Annotated in this window: 18 protein-coding genes and 1 pseudogene; 9 read left to right on the top strand and 10 right to left on the bottom strand. The window is 69.6% G+C overall.

All coding sequences use genetic code 11. The features are described from left to right. Positions 1 to 7: 7 nt before the first annotated feature. The 4 genes from Q0938_RS08220 to Q0938_RS08205 form a co-directional block, all read right to left on the bottom strand. Positions 8 to 562, bottom strand: coding sequence for a sarcosine oxidase subunit gamma (locus Q0938_RS08220; protein ID WP_299360873.1), 555 nt, complete (start codon positions 560 to 562; stop codon positions 8 to 10). Continuing rightward, positions 555 to 3,482 (bottom strand): sarcosine oxidase subunit alpha family protein, encoded by a 2,928-nt coding sequence (locus Q0938_RS08215; protein ID WP_299360872.1) that lies wholly within the window; start codon positions 3,480 to 3,482, stop codon positions 555 to 557. Before Q0938_RS08215 ends, Q0938_RS08220 begins: the two co-directional genes overlap by 8 nt. Further along, positions 3,479 to 3,883 (bottom strand): sarcosine oxidase subunit delta, encoded by a 405-nt coding sequence (locus tag Q0938_RS08210; protein WP_299360871.1) that lies wholly within the window; start codon positions 3,881 to 3,883, stop codon positions 3,479 to 3,481. The genes Q0938_RS08215 and Q0938_RS08210 overlap by 4 nt, the downstream gene beginning before the upstream one ends. Positions 3,884 to 3,960: 77 nt before the next feature. Beyond that, on the bottom strand, positions 3,961 to 5,250 hold the full coding sequence (locus Q0938_RS08205) for a sarcosine oxidase subunit beta family protein (protein ID WP_299360870.1): 1,290 nt from the start codon (positions 5,248 to 5,250) through the stop codon (positions 3,961 to 3,963). A gap of 221 nt (positions 5,251 to 5,471) precedes the next feature. Between Q0938_RS08205 and ccmI the strand changes: the two genes are divergently transcribed. The 3 genes from ccmI to Q0938_RS08190 are packed head-to-tail and all read left to right on the top strand — an operon-like array spanning position 5,472 to position 7,749. Next, the gene (ccmI, locus tag Q0938_RS08200; protein WP_299360869.1) at positions 5,472 to 7,109 is read left to right on the top strand and encodes a c-type cytochrome biogenesis protein CcmI; all 1,638 of its coding nucleotides are present in this window, start codon (positions 5,472 to 5,474) and stop codon (positions 7,107 to 7,109) included. Continuing rightward, positions 7,106 to 7,579 carry a Holliday junction resolvase RuvX gene (gene ruvX / locus Q0938_RS08195; RefSeq protein WP_299360868.1) on the top strand — a complete coding sequence of 158 codons (474 nt, stop codon included), beginning with the start codon at positions 7,106 to 7,108 and terminating at the stop codon, positions 7,577 to 7,579. Before ccmI ends, ruvX begins: the two co-directional genes overlap by 4 nt. Before the next feature lie 8 nt (positions 7,580 to 7,587). Then, complete coding sequence (locus Q0938_RS08190) at positions 7,588 to 7,749, top strand: DUF1289 domain-containing protein (RefSeq protein ID WP_299360867.1); 162 nt, start codon at positions 7,588 to 7,590, stop codon at positions 7,747 to 7,749. A gap of 13 nt (positions 7,750 to 7,762) precedes the next feature. Here Q0938_RS08190 and map read toward each other — a convergent pair whose 3' ends face one another. Then, positions 7,763 to 8,569, bottom strand: coding sequence for a type I methionyl aminopeptidase (map, locus tag Q0938_RS08185; RefSeq protein WP_299360866.1), 807 nt, complete (start codon positions 8,567 to 8,569; stop codon positions 7,763 to 7,765). A gap of 97 nt (positions 8,570 to 8,666) precedes the next feature. Between map and Q0938_RS08180 the strand changes: the two are divergent. Together Q0938_RS08180 and Q0938_RS19385 are read left to right on the top strand one after the other, a co-directional pair. After that, positions 8,667 to 9,365: pseudogene (locus Q0938_RS08180) on the top strand (molybdopterin-binding protein); the annotation flags it as partial. 42 nt (positions 9,366 to 9,407) lie between these two features. After that, positions 9,408 to 10,130, top strand: coding sequence for a GNAT family N-acetyltransferase (locus tag Q0938_RS19385; RefSeq protein WP_366942742.1), 723 nt, complete (start codon positions 9,408 to 9,410; stop codon positions 10,128 to 10,130). Here the strand turns inward: Q0938_RS19385 and Q0938_RS08170 are convergent. The 3 genes from Q0938_RS08170 to cls all read right to left on the bottom strand — a co-directional run bounded on the left by Q0938_RS08170 (position 10,033) and on the right by cls (position 13,876). Beyond that, positions 10,033 to 10,608 (bottom strand): DUF6478 family protein, encoded by a 576-nt coding sequence (locus Q0938_RS08170; protein ID WP_299360864.1) that lies wholly within the window; start codon positions 10,606 to 10,608, stop codon positions 10,033 to 10,035. The genes Q0938_RS19385 and Q0938_RS08170 overlap by 98 nt on opposite strands. Before the next feature lie 5 nt (positions 10,609 to 10,613). Then, the gene (gene ilvD, locus Q0938_RS08165; protein WP_299360863.1) at positions 10,614 to 12,347 is read right to left on the bottom strand and encodes a dihydroxy-acid dehydratase; all 1,734 of its coding nucleotides are present in this window, start codon (positions 12,345 to 12,347) and stop codon (positions 10,614 to 10,616) included. Positions 12,348 to 12,448: 101 nt separating this feature from the next. Beyond that, complete coding sequence (cls, locus tag Q0938_RS08160) at positions 12,449 to 13,876, bottom strand: cardiolipin synthase (protein WP_299360862.1); 1,428 nt, start codon at positions 13,874 to 13,876, stop codon at positions 12,449 to 12,451. A gap of 97 nt (positions 13,877 to 13,973) precedes the next feature. On the opposite strand from cls, the gene accD reads away from it, so the two are divergent. From accD to Q0938_RS08145, 3 genes are all read left to right on the top strand, one after another. After that, positions 13,974 to 14,909 (top strand): acetyl-CoA carboxylase, carboxyltransferase subunit beta, encoded by a 936-nt coding sequence (gene accD, locus Q0938_RS08155; protein ID WP_299360861.1) that lies wholly within the window; start codon positions 13,974 to 13,976, stop codon positions 14,907 to 14,909. Positions 14,910 to 14,919: 10 nt separating this feature from the next. After that, positions 14,920 to 16,197: a folylpolyglutamate synthase/dihydrofolate synthase family protein gene (locus tag Q0938_RS08150; RefSeq protein ID WP_299360860.1), complete on the top strand. Its 1,278-nt coding sequence runs from the start codon at positions 14,920 to 14,922 to the stop codon at positions 16,195 to 16,197. A 142-nt stretch (positions 16,198 to 16,339) separates the two neighbouring features. Further along, complete coding sequence (locus Q0938_RS08145) at positions 16,340 to 16,615, top strand: M10 family metallopeptidase C-terminal domain-containing protein (protein ID WP_299360859.1); 276 nt, start codon at positions 16,340 to 16,342, stop codon at positions 16,613 to 16,615. Between the two features lie 39 nt (positions 16,616 to 16,654). On the opposite strand, the gene zapE is transcribed toward Q0938_RS08145, so the two are convergent. Further along, positions 16,655 to 17,782 (bottom strand): cell division protein ZapE, encoded by a 1,128-nt coding sequence (gene zapE, locus Q0938_RS08140; protein WP_299360858.1) that lies wholly within the window; start codon positions 17,780 to 17,782, stop codon positions 16,655 to 16,657. Here zapE and Q0938_RS08135 point away from each other — a divergent pair. Continuing rightward, positions 17,781 to 18,191: a hypothetical protein gene (locus Q0938_RS08135; RefSeq protein ID WP_299360857.1), complete on the top strand. Its 411-nt coding sequence runs from the start codon at positions 17,781 to 17,783 to the stop codon at positions 18,189 to 18,191. The genes zapE and Q0938_RS08135 overlap by 2 nt on opposite strands. On the opposite strand, the gene Q0938_RS08130 is transcribed toward Q0938_RS08135, so the two are convergent. After that, positions 18,141 to 19,925 (bottom strand): ABC transporter transmembrane domain-containing protein, encoded by a 1,785-nt coding sequence (locus Q0938_RS08130; protein ID WP_299360856.1) that lies wholly within the window; start codon positions 19,923 to 19,925, stop codon positions 18,141 to 18,143. The genes Q0938_RS08135 and Q0938_RS08130 overlap by 51 nt on opposite strands. Between the last annotated feature and the right edge of the window lie 72 nt (positions 19,926 to 19,997).

Raw genomic sequence — 19,997 nt, 5'->3', positions numbered from 1 at the left:
GTCCCGCTCAGCGCGGATCCAGGTCGGTGCCCGGCGCGGCAGCGGTTGCCAAGATCCCGGCCAGATAGTCGCGCACCGATCGGAACGCCACGATCCGCCACACCTCGCCGGCCGCGTTGCCGTGCCCCCCGGAACCCTCCCGACGCCACAGGGCGCAGGCGACCTGCGCGGCCCGCGTGCGACGCAAACCGTCGGCGGGCAGCGCATTCGGATCGACGGGACACAGCTTGGCCAGCACCTGCGCGGGCTTGCGCCCGGCCAGGTCGAAGACACAGCGCATGTCGCTGACATCCTGAACCAGCGCATGTTCCGTCGCCAGCGCATCGGTCAGCGCCGCGAGGGTGGCGGTGAGATCGGCGCCCGGCAGCACCAGCAGCAATTCGTCGGGCGCCATCCAGCCCAGCCAGCGCCCGGCATCCGCGGTAAAGCGGGTGACGTCCGGGACCGGCAGGCCGGCCGCCTCGGCGATCGCATCGCCGGCCCGCGCCAGATCGGCGCGGATCAGGACCATTCCCAGCCCGGTCGCCTCGGTGATCACGGCCAGCGGTCGCATGTCAGCCATTGGCGCGGGTCCCTTCGCGGTCATAGAACACCGGGTCGACGATCCGCGCGGTGAAGCTGTCGCCCGGGACCGCGAATTCCAGCACCTCGCCCATGCGGTCGGGTCCGCGATGCACCAGCCCCATCGCGATCGGCCGGCCCAGCGTGGGCGAGTGGTAGGTCGAGGTGATGCGTCCCTGGGTATTGCGCTGCCCGGTCGCGTTGGTGCCGTCCGCCACCGCATAGGCCCCGTCCGGCAGAACCCGGCCGTCGATGCTGTCCAGCCCCACCAGCTTCCACCGGTCAGGACTGGTCATGAAGCTGCGTTCCTGCGCCCGCTTGCCGATGTAGTCAGGCTTTTTCCGGCTGATCGCCCAGTTCAGGCCCAGATCCTGCGGGATTACCGTGCCGTCGGTCTCGTCCCCGATCATGATGAAGCCCTTCTCGGCCCGCATCACGTGCATCGCCTCGGTCCCGTAAGGGGTGATCCCGAAATCGGCGCCGGCCTGGTGGATCGCTTCCCATAAGGCCAGCCCCTGCCCCGCCGGGCAGGCAAGCTCGAAGGACAGCTCGCCCGAAAAGCTGATCCGATAGACGCGGACCGGAATGCCGGCCAGCAACCCGTCCGCCCAGCCCATGAACGGCAGGGTCCCGGCCGTCAGGTCCATGCCCCCGAGCCGGTCGAGAACCGCCCGGGCCCGGGGTCCGGCGATGGCGATCTGCGCGTATTGTTCGGTGATGTTGGCGGTATGGACCTGCCAGTCCCACCATTCGCACTGCAGCCAGTCCTCCATGTGGGCGTGGATGCGCTCGGCCCCGCCGGTCGTCGTGTGGCACAGCCAGCTGTCGTCGGACAGCCGGGCGACCACGCCGTCATCGACCAGGAAACCGTTTTCCGAACAGATCAGCCCGTAGCGGCATTTGCCGACCGGCAGGGTCGACATCATGTTGGTGTAGATCATGTCCAGAAAGCGGCCGGCGTCAGGCCCCTTGACCAGGATCTTGCCCAGGGTCGATGCGTCCAGGGTTCCGACCCCGCCCCGGACCGCCAGGATTTCCCGGTTCACCGCGTCGCCGCGGTTTTCGGCCCCGCGCGGATAGCAATAGGGCCGCCGCCACAGGCCGACCGGCTCCCACTGCGCGCCCTGCGCCTCGTGCCACCGGTGCATCGGCGTCCTGCGCAGCGGCTGGAACAGCGGGCCCCGCGCCTCGGCCGCGATGGTGCCCAGCGTCAGCGGCGCATAGGGGGGCCGGAACGTCGTGGTTCCGGTTGCCGCGATGGGTTGATCCAGCGTGTCGGAAAGCACCGCCAGCCCGTTGATGTTGCTGACCTTGCCTTGGTCAGTGGCCATCCCCAGCGTGGTATAGCGCTTGGCATGCTCGACCGAGCGATAGCCTTCGCGGCCGGCCAGCTCGACGTCGGACACCTTCACGTCGTTCTGGTAATCCAGCCACATCTTGAACCGGGCCTTGCGGGTCGCGTTGGCCGGCACGATCCAGACCGGCAGGATCGAATCCTCGGCCACGGCGCCGGTCAGGTCGGCCACCCGCAGGTCGCCCGCCGCCGCCCCGACCGCGGTCACGTTCCCCTCTCCGTCCGCGCCGGTCGGGGGGCGGTCGGGATCGGGCGCGAACAAGGCGGTTGCCGGGTCCCAGCGCAGCTTGCCGCCGCAATGGCTCCACAGATGCACGACCGGCGACCAGCCGCCGGACATGGCAATCACGTCGCAGTCGATCACGCCCAGCGGCTGTCCTTCGCCCTGCTGGGCACAGAACTGCAGCCCGTTCACCCGCATGCGGCCCAGCACCCGGGCAATGCCGGTGCCTGTTTCGACCCGGATGCCGCGCGCCCGCGCCGCCTGTGGCAGGGTGCCGTCGGCCGCGGGCCGGGCGTCCAGGATCGCCGGCACCTCCAGCCCCGCGTCCAGCGCCGCAAGTGCGGTGCGATAGGCATCGTCGTTGTTCGTCACCACGGCGATGCGTCGTCCGGGCGCGACGGCATGATCGACCAGGTAGTCGCGCACCGCCCCGGCCAGCATCACCCCCGGAACGTCATTGCCGGCGAATGCCAGCGGCCGTTCCAGCGCCCCGGTGGCGGTGATGATCCGTCCGGCGCGGATGCGCCACAGCCGCTGCCGTGGCAGGCCGGCGTTCGGGTCGTGATCGGCCAGCGCCTCGCGCGCGAGCAGATAGCCGTGATCGTAAAGTCCCGTCGCCATGGTATTGCGGCGCAAGGTCACGTTGGACATGGTCCGCAGCGCCTGCACGACCCGGTCGATCGCAGCCTGGCCGTCGGGGTGATCGACGGGGGTTCGGCCGCCCCAGTGGCCGGTCTGTTCCAGCACGATGACCCGCCCGCCCGCCTGCGCGGCCGCGCGTGCGGCGTTCAGGCCGGCAATGCCGCCGCCGACCACGACCACATCGGCAAAACCATAGGCCTGTTCGTAACGGTCAGGGTCGGGCAGTTCGGGCGCACGGCCCAAGCCCGCAGCCCGGCGGATCACCGGCTCGAACAGCCGCATCCACGCCGCGCGCGGATGGATGAAGGTCTTGTAATAGAATCCCGCCGGCAGGAATCGCCACAGCGCGTCGTTGATCGCGCCGACGTCGCGAGTCAGGCCGGGCCACGCGTTCTGGCTGGTTGCCACCACGCCCTGTATCAGCGGGGTCGTCGTCGCCCGCTGGTTCGGCTCGAACCGGCCGCCCTGCCCCAGACCCACCAAAGCGTTCGGCTCCTCGACCCCGGACGCCAGCGGACCGCGCGGGCGATGATACTTGAAGCTGCGCCCCATCAGCATCTGCCCGCCGGCCAGCAGCGCCGACGCCAGCGTGTCGCCCGCAAGCCCCTGCATCTGCCGCCCGTCGAAGCGAAAACCTATGGGTTTCGACCGGTCGATCAGGCGCCCGCCAGTCGGCAGGCGAAAGGGCTGCTTGCCGGTCATACGAAGCTGTCTCGTGTCGGTGTGGGATTCGGGGCCGGATCGTTTCCGACTCCGGGCGCGCTGTCGCCGGACGTCTCGTCCCAATCGGGCGCCCAGCCGGGACGCGCAGCGCGGATCGCGTCGACGATGTGGCGGGGCGGGTACTTGGACTGCGCCGGGTAGGTGCCGAACACCTGCAGCGTCATCGTGTCGCGGGCCGCCAGGAACCACCTGCCGCAGCCGTACAGGTGGCGCCAGCGCTCGAAATGCACCCCCTTGGGATTGCGGCGTCCGAACAGATACGCCTCGAACGCCTCATCAGTCGATCCAGGGCCGTGCCGCGTCAGATGCGCCTCGCCCCCCGGCGCAAGTTCGGTTTCCTCGGCAGCGACGTGGCAATAGGGGCAGGTCAAGGTCAGCATCGGTCAGTCCTCGCACAGCGGCAGAACGCCGGGTGCAAGCGGCGGCTCCCCCGCCTGTCGGTCGGGACCATTCCGCATCAATGCGCCACCCCCGCTGCCACGCTTTCATCGATGAACCGCCCCTCGGCAAAGCGGTTCAGCCCGAACGCGGCGGCCAGCGGACCGGGGCGGCCGTTGGCGACCAGATCGGCCATCGCCCAGCCCGATCCGGGGATCGCCTTGAACCCGCCGGTTCCCCAGCCGCAATTGACGAAGACACCCTCGACCGGGGTCGTGGACAGGATCGGGGACCGGTCGCCGGTCATGTCCACGATGCCGCCCCACTGGCGCAACATCTTCAGCCGGCTCAGCATCGGGAACGTCTCGATCAGCGACCTGACCGTCTCCTCGACGTGCTGCCAGCTGCCGCGCTGGGTGTAGTTGTTGAACCCGTCGGTGCCGCCGCCGATCACCATTTCGCCCTTGTCCGATTGCGACAGGTAGCCGTGGACGGTGTTGGCCATGACCACCACGTCCATGCAGGGCTTGATCGGCTCGCTGACCAGCGCCTGGAGGGTGAGGCTTTCGATCGGCAGGCGGAATCCGGCCATCCCGGCGAGGACCGAGGAATGGCCCGCCACGACGATCGCCAGCTTGTCGCATTCGATCCGCCCCCGGCTGGTGTCGACCGCCCGGACCCGGCCATCGGCGGTGTCGACGCCGGTCACCGCACAATTCTCGATGATGTGCATGCCCATGTCGCTGCAGGCCCGCGCATAGCCCCAGGCGACCGCGTCATGCCGCGCCGTGCCGCCGCGTTCCTGAAACAGCCCGCCCAGTACCGGATAGCGTGGCCCGTCGATGTTGATGATCGGCACCAGCCGCTTGATCTCGGCGGGATCGATCCAGCGGGTCGCCACCCCCTGCAGATGGTTGGCGTTGGCGGTTCGCCGGTAGCCGCGGACCTCGTGTTCGGTCTGGGCCAGCATGATCAGGCCGCGCGGGCTGAACATGACGTTGAAGTTCAGGTCCTGACTCAGCGTCTCGTAGAGCTGCAGCGACTTGTCGTAGATCGCCGCCGACGGGTCCTGCAGGTAGTTCGAGCGGATGATCGTCGTGTTCCGGCCGGTGTTGCCGCCTCCCAGCCAGCCCTTTTCCAGCACCGCCACATCGGTGATCCCGAAATTCCTGCCGAGGTAGAAGGCCGTCGCCAGGCCATGCCCGCCGGCCCCGATCACGACCACCTTGTAACGCGACCGCGGTTCCGGACTGGCCCAGGCGCGTCCCCACCCGCGGTGCAGACGCATCGCCTCGCGCGCGATGGCAAAGACGGAATAGCGGCCGGATCTGCGGGCGGACGGAGCGGCGGCAGATGTGCTGGCAGGCATGGCGGACCGTTTATTGTTCGGCCCAATTGTGCGACGAGACGACGGCAGGTGAAAGGGGGCCCCTGCCGGTCCGCCGCCACCCTGCGGCGCTGCGTCGCAGTCCGTCGCCGCGGCCCTGCTGTGAGGGCGGCGCCCCACCCCGCAGCGTATTGCTGGCCGCCCGAGCCTTTCCCCTTGCGGCCAAACCCCCTATCTACCCCCCGGACTGCAGGGAGACGCGGATGTTTTGGATCATCGTGGTGGCCATGGTGGCCGTCGTTGCGCTGGCGATCGCGCTGCCGTTCCTGCGCCGGGATCGGGTGGCCCAGCCTGCCGCCGTCTACGATCTTCGCGTCTATCGCGACCAGCTGCGCGAGGTTGACCGCGATCGCGCCCGCGGCGTGCTGTCGGAAGAGGACGCCGAACGGCTGCGGACCGAGATCGGGCGCAAGGTCCTGGACGCCGACCGGGCCTTGGCCGGAACCCACGCCGCCCCTGCACGCGCGCCCGGGGCGGCGGCCGCACTGGGACTGCTGGCCGTGCTGCTGGCCGGGGGCGCTGCGCTCTATGCGCTGGAACTCGGAGCGCCCCGGCTGCCGGATACCCCCTTGCAGGCCCGGCTAGCCGAGGCCGACGAATTGTACCAAGGCCGGCCCAGCCAGGAGGTGGCGGAACGCGACGCGCCCGCCCCCTCGATGCCCGAACCCGATCCGGAATATCTCCGCCTGATCGAACAGCTGCGTGCCGCCGTGGAACGCAACCCGCAGGACCCGACCGGGCTGTCGCTGCTGGCCCAGCACGAATCCCGCCTGGGCAACGCGATCGCGGCCAAGGAGGCGCAGACCAAGCTTGTCGAGGCGCTGGGGGATCGTGCCCCGGCCGACGAATACGCCCGCCTCGCCGCCCTGATGGTCGAGGCGGCGGGCGGCGTCGTGACGCCCGAGGCCGAGGCGCAGCTGCGCCAGGCGCTGGCGCTGGACCCGCAGAATGCGCAGGCCCGCTTCATGCAGGGCCTGCTTTACGCCCAGAACGGACGGCCGGACCGGACCTTCCCGATCTGGGCGGACCTGCTGGCCAGGGGCCCCGAGTCCGCGCCCTGGATCCCGCCGATCCGCAACACCATCGTCGACCTGGCATGGCTGGCCGGGCAGCCGGACTACACGCCGCCGGGCGCGGTGGGTGGCGGTGCGGCGATGCCGGAGCCGGATGCCGCCGCCATCGCCGCGGCCGAGAACCTGACGCCCGCCGAACGCCAGCAGATGATCGGAGACATGGTGACCCGGCTGGAAACGCGGCTGGCCACCCAGGGCGGAACACCCGAGGAATGGGCGCGGCTGATCGGCGCGCTGGTGGTGGTGGGCAACAGCGACCACGCCCGGGAAATCTGGGCCGAGGCGCAGACCCGGTTCGCGGACCGGCCCGAGGCGCTGGCGATCGTCACGACCGGCGCCGAGCAGGCGGGCCTGACGGGTGAACCTGCTGCGCAGCCGGGGGATGCGCCTGCGGCTGCCCCGACGTCGGGCGAGGTCGGATCCGCTGCCCCGGCGCAATCCGGTGCAGCCATCGCAGACGGCAGCGTCGCTCGGGTCGGATCGGATGCCTTGCCCGCCCCCTCGGCCGAGGCGGTCGCGGCAGCTTCCGACATGTCCGCCGAAGATCGTGACCAGATGATCGCGGGCATGGTGCAGGGCCTGCGCGACCGGCTGACCACGCAGGGCGGCAGCGGCGCCGAATGGGGCCGCCTGGTCCGCGCGCTGTCGGTGCAGGGGGACGCAGCCGAGGCCCGGGCGATGCTGGCCCAGGGTCGAACCGCACTGGCCGACGACGCCGCGGAACTGGCCGCGCTGGAACGGGCGGCGGAGGACGCCGCGGTCCGATGATCTGCGCGGACATGCAGGATTTCGCAGCCGTCCTGCCGCGGACCGGCGCGGTGGCCGGTCTGGACCTTGGGACCAAGACCATCGGCGTCGCCGTCAGCGACGGCCTGCGGCAGGTCGCGACGCCACTTTCCGTCATTCGCCGCACCAAGTTCACGGTCGATGCCCAGGCTCTGCTGGACATCGCCACGGATCGCAGGCTCGTGGGGCTGGTGCTTGGCCTGCCCCGCAACATGGATGGCAGCGAAGGGCCGCGGGCGCAGTCGACACGCGCCTTTGCGCGCAACCTGGAACGCCTGACCGCGCTGCCGATCACCTTCTGGGACGAACGGCTGTCGACCATGGCCGCAGAGCGCGCGCTGCTGGAGGCCGACACGTCGCGCGCCCGAAGGGCCCAAGTCATCGACCAGGTTGCCGCCGGCTACATCCTGCAGGGGGCGCTGGACCGACTGCGCCATCTGGGCGCAGCGTGAGCGGCACGATGACCGTCGAGAGCCCGTGTCTGAAGATCTGCAGCCTCGACCCGCAGTCGCGGATCTGCCTGGCTTGCGGGCGCAGCCTGGCTGAAATCGCGGGATGGTCGGCGATGACCGACTCGGAACGCCAGGCGGTGCTGGACCGCATCGCCCGCGACAGGACCTGAGACGCCTGCGCGATCAGGTGGCGATCGGCGGGAAGAAGGTGCCTGCGGGGGACAGCGTGAAGATCTCTGCCCCGGTCGCGGTGACGCCGATCGAGTGCTCGAACTGCGCGGACAGGGACTTGTCGCGGGTCACTGCCGTCCATTCGTCCTGCAGCACCTTGGTTTCCGGCCGCCCCAGGTTGATCATCGGCTCGATCGTGAAGAACATTCCTTCTTCCAGCACGGCACCGGTGCGCGGCTTGCCGTAATGCAGGACGTTGGGCGGCGCATGGAACACCCGGCCCAGACCGTGCCCGCAGAAATCGCGCACCACGGACATCCGGTGGCTTTCCGCATGCTGCTGGATCGCTGCGCCGATATCGCCAAAGGTCGCCCCGGGACGCACCGCCTCGATCCCCTTCATCAGACTGTCGTGGGTGACCTCGATCAGCCGTCGCGCCTTCACGCTGGGCGTGCCCGCGACGTACATCCGCGAGGTGTCGCCGTACCATCCGTCGACGATCACGGTCACGTCGATGTTGAGGATGTCGCCGTTCGTCAGCAGCTTGTCGCCCGGAATGCCGTGGCACACGACGTGGTTCACGCTGATGCAGCTGGCGTGCTGATAGCCCCGATAACCGATCGTCGCACTGGTGGCACCGGCGGCCTCGATCCGGGCACGGATGAAATCGTCCAGCGCGCCGGTCGTGACGCCAGGCTGCACCATCGGGCCGACCTCGTCCAGGATGGTCGCGGCCAGCTGCCCGGCGACATGCATGCCGGCGAAATCGTCGGGCGCATGGATGCGGATGCTCTCGCGGGTCTGGCGCACTTCGTTCATCGCGGGTCCTTTCGGTTTGATGTGAGATAGCCGCCGGCCGGCCCTTGTTCCAGACCCGCACAGCGGCATTATGGCGTCACCTCTGGGGAGATCGCGCATGCAGTCCGACAATCCGACCGCCGCCATCCTCGTCATCGGTGACGAGATCCTGTCGGGGCGCACCCAGGACAGCAACTCGCACCACCTGGCCCGGGTGCTGACCTCGGTGGGGATCGACCTGCGCGAGATCCGGGTCGTCGCGGACGATCACGACGCCATCGTCGCGGCGCTTCAGGCGCTGGACCGCAGCCTGGGCGGGGCCTGGGACATGGTCTTCACCTCGGGCGGGATCGGGCCCACCCATGACGACATCACGGCCGACGCGGTGGCGGATGCGTTCGGGGTGGCGCTCGAAATCAACGACCAGGCCCGCGCCCTGATGACCGAGCGTTGGGCCGCGAGGGGCGTCGAGATCACGCCCAGCCGCCTGCGCATGGCCCGGGTTCCGATCGGTGCCACGCTGATCGAGAACGCGGTCTCGGCGGCACCGGGATTCTCGATCGGGGGCACCCACGTGATGGCCGGGGTGCCGTCGGTGTTTCGCGCGATGGTCGACTGGCTGGTGCCCCGACTGCCGATCGGCCGGCCACCGGTCAGCCGGTCGATCGAGGTGCGGCGCCCTGAGTCGGAGGTTGCCGACGACCTGTCCGCGGTGGCGCGGGACTTTCCGACGTTGTCGCTGGGCAGCTATCCGTTCCGCCATGACGACGGTTTCGGCACCAATCTGGTCGTCCGTGGTCTGGACGGGGATCAGGTCGCATTGGCGGCGGCCGAGCTGACCCGCAGGCTGGGCTGCGCGATGATCGATCCTGACCTGGACCGTGCCTTCGAACAGACCTGGCCTGCCGCCGAATACCGGACTGTAAGCGGGTTCCGCGTGGCTAGGGGCGAGGGCGGCGGCGGACGGCTGAACGCGGCCCGTGCCGTTGGAAACTGGACTGCCCAGGACGTCGACCAAGTCGTCGCGGTCCAGCATGGCTGGGGCGCCGCGCCGCTGGTGCTTGCCTTCGACCACCAGTTCGATCTGTCCGACTTGCTCATCGGCCGCGGCTGGCAGGCGAGGGATGCGACCGTCCTGCTGCAGGCGCCGGTGAAGCTGTTGACCGACCGGACCATTCCGCCGGTCACCGCCTTTACCATCTGGCCGCCGCTGGCGATCCAGTGCGAGCTGTGGGACGAGGCGGGGATCGGCCCCGCCCGCCGTGCGGCGATGGCGCGGGTCGTCCACCCCAAGGCGGCCTTGCTGGGACGGGTCAGGGATCGCGCCGCCGGCGCGGGTTTCGTGGCGGTGTGCGGGTCGGTGGCCATGGTCCATGCCATGGCCGTGCACCCGGATTTCCGCCGGATGGGTGTGGCAGGGTGGCTGATGCGCCGCGCCGCCGTCTTTGCGGCCGAACACGGCGCAGGCCGGATCGCGCTTGCGGTCACGCGCGCGAATGACGCGGGGCTCGGTTTCTACAGGGCTCTCGGCTTTGACGAGGCCGGCGGCTACCGGTATTTTTCGCCGCCCGACGGCGGCTAGACGGCCCCGGGCGGCAGGTCGATGCCAGCGACAGGAAGCTACCCGAGAACCCCAGTGTTTCCAGTTGCAGCGCAAAGGGCGGCCGATCTGCCGCCCGATCACGCCGGATCTGGCGCAGGATCAGCGCCCGATGGCTGCAGTCATGCCAGACCGCGACCTCGGACCCCAGCCTCGTGCCGCTGGCCGGTGCGGCAACGCCGTCCGGGCTGATACGGGAGGTCAGGCACAAGGGCCGCCAGCCCCAGTCGGTGCCGGCGGGCAGGTCCGGCGGAGCGGCATCGGGCCGCCCCCAGTCCAGCCGCGCCTCGCCCGCGGCGATGATCACGGTCAGTCTGGTCCGCAGCGTCCGCGCCTCGTTCAGCACGCCGCGCAGCCGCGACAGGGGCATCGACCCGATCTGCGTCGTGAGCCGATCCCAGCGCCGGGCGGACCGGGCACGGTCCAGGTGCTCGATCAGCCGGCGCGGATCGGGCCGCATGGCGCCTACTGGTCCATGTAGACGTGCGTCTCGGCCTTGGCGCCCGGATGGGTCACGGCGCCAAGGCGGGCACCGCCGACCAGCTGCGCGTATTTCCACAGCGCACCCGAGGCGTAGTCGGTCTTGCGCGGACCGGCCCACTCGGCCTTGCGCGCCGCCAGTTCCTCGTCCGACAGGTCCACGTCGATGGTGCCGCGGATCGCGTCGATGGTGATGGTGTCGCCGTTGCGGATCAGCGCGATCGGCCCGCCATGGGCCGATTCCGGCCCCACATGGCCCACGCAGAACCCGCGTGTCGCGCCCGAGAAGCGACCGTCGGTGATCAGCGCCACCTTCTTGCCCATTCCTTGGCCCGACAGCGCCGCGGTGGTCGCCAGCATCTCGCGCATGCCCGGCCCCCCCGCCGGCCCCTCGTTGCGGATCACGAAGACGCAGCCTTCCTGATAATTGCGGCTCTGCACCGCCTCGAACGCGTCTTCCTCGCATTCGAAGACGAGGGCGGGACCGCTGAAGACCTGATCCGCCTCGCTCATCCCGGCGACCTTCACGATTGCCCCTTCGGGGGCCAGGTTGCCTTTCAGCCCGACGACCCCGCCGGTCCGGGTGATCGGCGTCTCGACCGGGTGGATGACCTTGCCGTCCGGCTCGCCCCGGATCTCGTCCAGCTCCTCGCCAAGGGTCCGGCCCGACGCCGTGATGCAGTCCAGATGCAGCAGCCCCGCCTTGGCCAGTTCCTTCAGCACCACGGGCACGCCGCCCACCTCGAACAGGTCCTTGGCGACATAGTCCCCGCCGGGACGCAGATTCACGAAATACGGCGTGTCGTGGAAGATGTCGCAGACGTCGAACAGGTCGAACTCGATCCCCGCCTCGTGCGCGATGGCAGGCAGGTGCAGCCCCGCATTCGTGGACCCGCCGGTGCAGGCCACCACGCGCGCCGCATTCTCCAGGCTCTTGCGGGTGACGATGTCACGGGCTCGGATGTTCTTTTCCAGCAGGTTCATCACCGCCACGCCCGACGCGTCGCAGAACATGTCGCGCGATTCATAGGGCGCGGGTGCGCCGGACGAATTCATCAGGGCCAGGCCGATCGCCTCGCTCACGCAGGCCATGGTATTCGCCGTGTACTGTCCGCCGCAGGCCCCCGCCGACGGGCAGGCCAGCCGTTCCATGATCGCCAGTTCCGCATCCGAGATCAGGCCGGCCGCGTGCTGGCCCGCGGCCTCGAACATGTCCTGCACGACGATGTCCCGGCCCTTGTACCTGCCCGGCAGGATCGACCCGCCATAGATGAAGACGCTCGGCACGTTCAGCCGCACCATCGCCATCATCATGCCCGGCAGCGACTTGTCGCACCCGGCCAGGCCCACCAGCGCGTCATAACAGTGGCCGCGCATGGTCAGTTCGACCGTGTCGGCGATGGCGTCACGGCTGGCCAGCGACGACCGCATCCCTTCGTGCCCCATCGCGATGCCGTCGGTCACGGTGATGGTGGTGAATTCCCGCGGCGTGCCACCGCCCTTCTTGACGCCCATCTTGGCGACCTGCGCCTGCCGGTTCAGCGCGATGTTGCAGGGCGCCGCCTCGTTCCAGCAGGTGGCGACGCCGACCAGCGGCTGGTGGATCTCTTCCTCGGTGATCCCCATGGCGTAGAGATAGCTGCGATGCGCGGCCCGCGACGGCCCCTCGGTGACGTGACGGCTGGGCAGTTTCGACTTGTCAAAGCGCGCGTTTCGCATCGGCTATCCCCTTCTGGCTCATGCCGGGCATAGTGCCGCACGCGGCGTCGGGCAAGGGCGCAGCACCCGGTGCGCCGGCAAAGCCAGGCGCCCGCAGGGGGTCACAGCAGCGGTGCCGCCAGGGCCAGCACGTTGTTGCGCATCCGCTGCCACCAGGGCCAGGCGCGGACTTCCTCGATCGTCATGGGACGGGCCCGATCGAGGTAGCTGCGCTGGCGCATGTCCAGAGCTGCGATCGTGTCCGCATCGCACAGGAACATGTTGAGTTCATAGTTCAGCTCGAAACTGCGGCGGTCCAGGTTGGCGCTGCCGATGATGCCCATCAGCCCGTCCACGGTGACGATCTTGGCGTGCAGCAGGCCGGGGCGGAACAGGTGCAGCTGGACGCCGGCCTCCAGCAGGGCGCGCCAGAACCCTTGGTTCGTCGCCGCCACCAGCACCGAGTCGTTGCGCTCCGGCAGGATCATGTGCACCTCGACGCCGCGCCGGGCCGCCGCCCGAATGGCCGAATCCAGCGCCTCGTCGGGGATGTAGTAGGGCGTGCAGATCATGATCCGTTCGCGTGCCGCATGGACCAGCGTTGACAGGCATTCCGACATCGACCCGCCGTGACGGTCGGGTCCGGTCGGTATCACCTGGGCCGCGACGCTGCCCCGCGCCTCATCCCCCGGCACCTCCAGAAGCCGCGGCAGATACTCACCCCCGGCGTCGACCCAGTCCACGATGAAGGCGGTCTGCATCTGCCGGACGACCGGCCCCTGCGCCTGCACCAGGATGTCGATCCAGGGCGAAAACCGCAGCTTGGGCCGGAATGCCAGGTCGGCGCAGTTGCGGCTGCCCGTAAACGCGACCGCGCCGTCGACCAGGACGATCTTGCGGTGGTTGCGCAGGTCCAGCCTGTGCACCAGCGCGCGCATCATGGGAATGCCCACGGGCAGCGCCGCCCGGCATTCGACGCCGGCCTCGACCATCCGGGCCCACCAGGGTGACCGCATGAAGCTGCGCGATCCGATCGCGTCCACGATGACGCGGACCGTGACACCCCGTTCGGCCGCGCGGATCGCGGCCGCGGCAACCCGGCCGCCCGAGGCGTCGGCCAGCCAGATGTAGAACAGCAGGTGGACGTGGTCGCCCGCCGCGTCGATGGCGGCGATCACGGGGTCGAAGGCACTGTCATCCTCGGCCAGCAGCGAAATCCGGTTGCCGCCGACCACGGGCAGTCCGCCGACCGCGTGACCGGATTCAGCAACGGGTATCGCGGCATAGGGCAGGGACGGCGCTGGCGGCGCGCTCTGTTCGTACAGCGCCGAGACCTGCTGGCGGGCGCCGCGCCGGGCCCGCAGCTCGGCGCGGCCGACCCGGATCTCGCCGAACAGGACATAGGCGGCGATGCCAAGGATCGGCAGGACGAAGATCACCAGCGCCCAGGCGAGCCGGGCCGCGGGTTCGATACGGGGGCGCAGCAGCAGCCGCACCACGGCGGCCACGGTCACCCCGTAATGCAATAGGATCGGAATGTCTGCGCGCATCACGGCAGCTAACGTCAGCCTGCCGGAATTGCAATCCGCGGCAGTGCGGCATATCTCACCCGCACCCGATGCACGACCGCGCGAAAGGCCTGTCTGGATGAACTGGATTTCGAACTACGTTCGGCCGCGCATCAACTCGCTGTTCTCGCGCCGGGAGGTCCCCGAGAACCTGTGGACCAAGTGCCCGGATTGCGGAACCATGCTGTTCCACCGGGAGCTCGCCGACAACCTGAACGTCTGCACCAGTTGCGACCACCATCTGGCGATCAGCCCGCGGGCGCGGTTCACTGCGCTGTTCGACGGCGGCGCCTTTGTCGAGGTCAAGGTGCCCGATCCGATCGTCGATCCGCTGCACTTCAAGGACCAGAAGAAATACCCCGAGCGCCTGAAGGCCGCGCAGAAGCAGACCGGCGAAAAGGAAGCGATGCTGGTGGCCGAGGGCGAGATGGGGCGGACCCCGATCGTTGCCGCGGCGCAGGATTTCAGCTTCATGGGCGGCTCGATGGGCATGTATGTCGGGAACGCCGTCATTGCCGCGGCCGAGCGGGCCATCAAGCTGCGCCGCCCGCTGGTGCTGTTCTCGGCTGCCGGCGGCGCGCGGATGCAGGAAGGGATCCTGTCGCTGATGCAGATGCCCCGGACCACGGTGGCCGTGCAGATGCTCAAGGAAGCCCGGCTGCCCTATGTGGTGGTGCTGACCCATCCGACCACCGGCGGGGTCACCGCGTCCTATGCGATGCTGGGCGACGTCCAGATCGCCGAACCGAACGCGCTGATCTGCTTTGCGGGGCCGCGGGTCATCGAACAGACGATCCGCGAAAAGCTGCCCGAAGGATTCCAGCGGGCCGAATACCTGCTGGAACACGGGATGCTGGATCGGGTGACCCACCGCCGCAAGCTGCGCGAGGAACTGATCTCGATCCTGCGCATGCTGACCCGGCAATCGGCCCCGATCGCAGGCGACCTGCCCGCCCCCGGCGTCATTCCGTCGGCGCTGGCGGCCGAGGATGAGGCCGCCGCGGCCACCGCCTGACGGGCGCGTCATGAGCCGCGACGCCGACGCGCTGCTGGCCCGGCTTACCCGGCTGCACCCGAAGATGATCGACCTGTCGCTCGACCGGCTGCGGGCACTGCTGGACAATCTCGGCAACCCGGAGGCCGCCGTTCCGCCGGTGATCCACATCGCCGGCACCAACGGCAAGGGCTCGACCCTGGCGATGATCCGCGCCGGGCTAGAGACCGCGGGGTTGCGGGTGCACGCCTATACCTCGCCGCATCTGGCACGCTTCAACGAACGCATCCGCCTGCCGGACGGCGACATCGCCGACGACCTTTTGGCCGAGCTGCTAGCCGAGGTCGAGAAGGTGAACGCCGGGCGGCCGATCACCTTTTTCGAGGTGACCACAGCAGCCGCCTTCCTCGCCTTTGCACGAACCGCGGCCGACTTCACGCTGCTCGAGGTGGGTCTGGGCGGGCGGCTCGACGCCACCAACGTGATCGCCACACCCCGACTGACCGTGATCACCCCGATCAGCATCGACCATACCCAGTACCTGGGCGAGACGCTGGAACAGATCGCGGGGGAAAAGGCCGGCATACTGAAGCGGGGCGTGCCCTGCGTCGTCGCCCGCCAGGACGATGCGGCGCTGGCGGTGATCGAGGCGCGGGCCGCGCGGCTTGGCTGCCCGCTGTCGATCCACAGCCAGCACTGGTCAGCGGCCCGCGAGGGCGACGCCCTGGTCTTTCAGGATGACCGTGGCCTGCTGGACCTGCCCCTGCCAAGGTTGACGGGTCCGTTCCAGATCGACAATGCCGGCACCGCCATTGCCGCGCTGCGTGCGCTCGGCTTCGGCCAGGCAGAGGCAGCCGGCGCGATGACCCGGGCGGTGTGGCCGGCCCGGATGCAGCGGCTGACGCGCGGGCCGCTGGTCGAGGCGGCGGCGGCATCCGGGTGCGAACTGTGGCTGGATGGTGGCCACAACCCGGCCGGCGCCGATGCGGTGGCCGAGACGCTGCGCGGCCTGCCGCGCCGGCCGGTGCACCTGATCTGCGGCATGCTGAACACCAAGGATGTCGCGGGCTACATGCGGCCGATGGCGGGCGTCGCGGACAGCCTGACGGCGGTGTCGATTCCGAGCGAGACGAACACCCTCCCGGCGGCCGAAACCGCCGGCGCCGCGGCGCGGGCCGGGCTGCCCGCCGGGGTCGCCGACGACCTGATGGGGGCGGTCGGGGAGCTTGCTGCGGCCCACCCGGGCGCGCGGATGCTGATCTGCGGATCGCTGTACCTGGCCGGTCTGGTCCTGCGCGAGAACGGCTGACCGCCGGCAGCTTCAGACCGTAGATTTGTTGTTTCTCATGCGATCCGGCGGCACCCGCGGGGTGGGTGGCGCAGCGAGTGCACGCTCATCTGCGGGGCGAAGCCGCACGGGACACCCTGCTGGCGGGGACGGCAACGACCAGATGGATAGCAGCGGCGGCGGTGCCGGCAACGACGTGCTGCGCGGCGACGCCGGCGCGGACCGGTTTGTCATCGCCGGCGGCGGGCGCGACGTCATCAAGGATTTCCAGCCGGGGCAGGACGTCATCGACCTGTCCGTGGCGTTCGACAGCCTGTCGGCCGTTCGCGCGGCAGCGACCCTGACCGGCAGGGCCGTCGTCATCGACCTGGGGGTGGGGACGCTGCGTATCGCGGGGTTCGACCTCGACGATCTGGGGAGCGACTGCTTCCTGCTGTGACCCCAATCGCGGCAACCGGCCAGGCAGAGGCCGGTGACGTCAGCCGGCAGCCATTCCCCCGACCCTGCCCCAGGTCGCGTCGCGCATCTCGTGCAGGCGGCTGGCGGTGCGCTGGAATTCGAAGCTGCCGGTGCCCTTGACGTACAGCTCCTCGGGATCGGCGGCGGCACTGGCGATCAGCCGGACCCTGGCCTCGTAAAGCGTGTCGACCAGCGTCACGAACCGCCGGGCCGCATCGAAGTTCTGCGAGCCCAGCCGTGGGATATCGTCGATGATCAGGACGTCAAGGGCCTGGGCGATCGCCAGATAATCGGCCGGACCCAAGGCCCGACTGCACAGATCGTCGAAGGACGCACGGGCGACCCGGTCACACCCTCCGGGCAGAACCACCATGCGGCCGTTGACGGCAAGCCGCAGCTGCCCCGGATCGGCACAGTCGGTCAGATCGTCCCATACCGCGTCCAGTTCGCGCCGCGCGGCGGCGTCCGCGGGCACGAACCAGACCTGGTCGCCGGTCCGGCGGCCCTGCCGGTGGTCGCGGATGCTGTCCAGGTGCACGACGTCCAGACGATCCCGGATCAGGGCGATGAAGGGCAGGAACAGCTGCCGGTTCAGCCCGTGCTTGTACAGATCCTCGGGCACCCGGTTCGAGGTGGTGACCACCGTCACCCCGGCATCGAACAGCAGCTGGAACAACCGGCCGACGATCATCGCGTCGGCAATGTCGGTGATCTGCATCTCGTCAAAGCACAGCAGCCGTGTCTCGGCCGCGATCCGCTCGGCCACCGGGCGGACGACGTCCTGTGCCCCGGTGCGGCGTGCGGCGGTCAGACCGGCCTGTACCTCCTGCATGAAGGCGTGGAAATGGACGCGGCGCTTGGCCTCGATCGGTGCCGCCTGCATGGTCAGGTCCATCAGCATCGACTTGCCGCGCCCGACCCCGCCCCACAGGTACAGCCCGCGCGGCGCGGCCGCGGTGGGGGCGGCGGCGCCAAACAGCCGGCCCAGCCAGCCGCCACCGTTGCCGGACGGCTGCGGCCGCGCGGCAAGGCCCTGCACGATGCGGTCGAGGATCGGCAGAACGTCGCGCTGTTCGGGATCGTCCTTGATCCGCCCCTCGCGGACGGCGCGTTCGAAAAGGGTGGTGACCGGGCCAGCATGCGTCATGGCGCCCCCCGTGCCAAAACCCGTGCAAGGCCGCAAGGGGGATCGCACCGGTTCTGCACCGCTCTCCCTCACGCGGTGTTCGGGCCCGAGGCGGCACCTTGCCGATGATCCGTGGTCCGCGAACGGCGTCGCGGCGGCCGGGGTCACGATCAACGACGGGCTGCTGCAGGAGGCACAGCCGGCGCTGCCCTGTGGCGGAACCCGTGACAGCGGCATGGGCAGCAGTCGCGACGCGGCCCGGTTCGACCGAACGGCTCACCTGCTGCCGGTGTTGGTGCTGGCGCGCTGGAATGGCGTGGCAAGACTGCGCCCCTCCACGGCCCGCTTCCGCCTGGTGATCAACCCGCTGCCGCGCCGATCAGGCCGCCAGACCGTCGGTGAATTGCAGCCGCGCCAGTCGCGCGTATAGCCCACCTCGCGCGATAAGGTCGTCATGGGTGCCTTGCTGCACGATGCGGCCATGTTCCATGACGACGATCCGGTCGGCCTGTTTGACCGTGGACAGCCGGTGCGCGATCACGATGGTAGTTCGGCCGCGGGCCAGTCGATCGACAGCCTCCTGCACCAGGCTTTCGGACTCGGAGTCCAGCGCGCTGGTCGCCTCGTCCAACAGCAGGATCGGTGCGTCCCGCAGGATCGCGCGGGCAATCGCGATGCGCTGCTTCTGCCCCCCCGACAGCATGACCCCGCGTTCGCCCACCTGGCTGTCATAGCCGTCCGGCAACGCGCGCAGGAATTCGTCGGCATGGGCAGCCTTGGCCGCGGCGACGATCTCGTCCTCAGTCGCGTCGGGACGGCCGAAGCGGATGTTGTCGCGGGCCGTCGCGCCGAAGATGACCGGGTCCTGCGGGACCAGCGCGATGGCCTGGCGGAAATCATGCCGTGACATCTGCCGCAGGTCGATCCCGTCGATCAGCACCCTGCCGCCGTGGGGATCGCGGAAGCGCTGGATCAGCTGGATGATCGTGGTCTTGCCGGAACCCGAGGGGCCGACCAGGGCCACGGTCTCGCCCGCCGCGACATTCAGCGTGACATTTTCCAGCGCCGAGACGTCGGGCCGGGCGGGATAATGGAAAGTGACGTCCTGCAGGTCGATGCGACCGCGCACCGGGCGCGGCAGCGGGACGGGGTCGGCAGGATCGCTGATGCTGTCATCGGTCGCCAGGAGCTCGCCCAGCCGTTCGGTTGCCCCGGCGGCGCGCTGCAGTTCGCCCCAGATCTCGGACAGCGCGCCGATCGAGCCTGCGACCATCACCGCGTAGATGACGAACTGCACCAGCTCGCCCACCGTCATCAACTCGGCGCGGACGTCGCGGGCCCCGACCCACAGCACCCCGGTGACCCCGGCAAAGATCAGAAAGATCACCAGCGCCGTCATGACGGCCCGCGTCGCGATGCGCTGGCGCGCGGCGTCGAAGGACCGCTCGGTCACCTGGGCGAAATCGGCCCGGGTGGCGTCCTCATGCGTGAAGGCCTGGACCGTCTGCGCGGCCAGCAGGCTTTCCGAGGCCGAGCCCGACGACGTGGCGATCCAGTCCTGGTTCTGGCGGGCCAGCACGCGCAGCCGGCGACCCAGCACGATGATCGGCACGACCACCACCGGCACCAGCAGCAGCAGCAGACCGGTCAGCTTGGCCGAGGTCAGCAGCAGCATCCCCAAGCCGCCGATCGCCACCAGCGTCTGGCGCAGGGCCAGGGAGACCGACGAGCCGATTACCGAGAGGATCAGGGTGGTGTCAGTGGTGATGCGGCTGATGATCTCGCCGGTCATCACCTTCTCGTAGAAAGCCGGCGACAGGCCGATCACCCGGTCGAACACCGCCTTGCGGATATCGGCCACGACCCGTTCGCCCAGCCGGGTCACCAGCGCATAACGCAGCGCCGTGCCCACGGCGAGCAGCGCAGTGATCCCCAGCGCGGCCACGAAATACTTGTCCAGAAGCTGCGCGCCCTGGTCGAAGCCGTCGACGATCCGGCGCACCGCCAGCGGCAGGATCAGGCTGATCGACGCGGTGATTGCCAGCGCCACCAGCGCGGCGGTCAGCAAGGCGCGATAGGGACGGACAAAGGGCCACAGCGCCTTCAATGCGCCGACCCGCTTGGTCGTGGGCCGGTCCACGTCTGATCTGGGCTTGCGCGCCATGTCACCTCCGCTTGCGCCCCGGGGTTTAAGAACTGTGCCGGGCAAGGGCAAGCGCCTGTGGCCGCGTCCAGT

It is taken from the genome of uncultured Paracoccus sp. (genome assembly GCF_947496875.1).
GTDB lineage: Bacteria > Pseudomonadota > Alphaproteobacteria > Rhodobacterales > Rhodobacteraceae > Paracoccus.
Note: the sequence above shows the minus strand (reverse complement) of the source record. Positions and strands in the feature narration are given on the sequence as shown.

Excerpts from the sequence above, each read along its gene's own strand:
- cls (WP_299360862.1), bottom strand. The coding sequence starts at position 13,876 with ATGCGCGCAGACATTCCGATCCTATTGCATTACGGGGTGACCGTGGCC.
- map (WP_299360866.1), bottom strand. The coding sequence starts at position 8,569 with ATGAACGAAGTGCGCCAGACCCGCGAGAGCATCCGCATCCATGCGCCC.
- Q0938_RS08205 (WP_299360870.1), bottom strand. The coding sequence starts at position 5,250 with ATGCCTGCCAGCACATCTGCCGCCGCTCCGTCCGCCCGCAGATCCGGC.
- ilvD (WP_299360863.1), bottom strand. The coding sequence starts at position 12,347 with ATGCGAAACGCGCGCTTTGACAAGTCGAAACTGCCCAGCCGTCACGTC.
- Q0938_RS08150 (WP_299360860.1), top strand. The coding sequence starts at position 14,920 with ATGAGCCGCGACGCCGACGCGCTGCTGGCCCGGCTTACCCGGCTGCAC.
- Q0938_RS08170 (WP_299360864.1), bottom strand. The coding sequence starts at position 10,608 with ATGCGGCCCGATCCGCGCCGGCTGATCGAGCACCTGGACCGTGCCCGG.
- Q0938_RS08220 (WP_299360873.1), bottom strand. The coding sequence starts at position 562 with ATGGCTGACATGCGACCGCTGGCCGTGATCACCGAGGCGACCGGGCTG.
- Q0938_RS19385 (WP_366942742.1), top strand. The coding sequence starts at position 9,408 with ATGATCGATCCTGACCTGGACCGTGCCTTCGAACAGACCTGGCCTGCC.
- Q0938_RS08130 (WP_299360856.1), bottom strand. The coding sequence starts at position 19,925 with ATGGCGCGCAAGCCCAGATCAGACGTGGACCGGCCCACGACCAAGCGG.
- zapE (WP_299360858.1), bottom strand. The coding sequence starts at position 17,782 with ATGACGCATGCTGGCCCGGTCACCACCCTTTTCGAACGCGCCGTCCGC.
- accD (WP_299360861.1), top strand. The coding sequence starts at position 13,974 with ATGAACTGGATTTCGAACTACGTTCGGCCGCGCATCAACTCGCTGTTC.
- Q0938_RS08190 (WP_299360867.1), top strand. The coding sequence starts at position 7,588 with ATGACCGTCGAGAGCCCGTGTCTGAAGATCTGCAGCCTCGACCCGCAG.
- Q0938_RS08145 (WP_299360859.1), top strand. The coding sequence starts at position 16,340 with ATGGATAGCAGCGGCGGCGGTGCCGGCAACGACGTGCTGCGCGGCGAC.
- ruvX (WP_299360868.1), top strand. The coding sequence starts at position 7,106 with ATGATCTGCGCGGACATGCAGGATTTCGCAGCCGTCCTGCCGCGGACC.
- ccmI (WP_299360869.1), top strand. The coding sequence starts at position 5,472 with ATGTTTTGGATCATCGTGGTGGCCATGGTGGCCGTCGTTGCGCTGGCG.
- Q0938_RS08215 (WP_299360872.1), bottom strand. The coding sequence starts at position 3,482 with ATGACCGGCAAGCAGCCCTTTCGCCTGCCGACTGGCGGGCGCCTGATC.
- Q0938_RS08135 (WP_299360857.1), top strand. The coding sequence starts at position 17,781 with ATGGCGCCCCCCGTGCCAAAACCCGTGCAAGGCCGCAAGGGGGATCGC.
- Q0938_RS08210 (WP_299360871.1), bottom strand. The coding sequence starts at position 3,883 with ATGCTGACCTTGACCTGCCCCTATTGCCACGTCGCTGCCGAGGAAACC.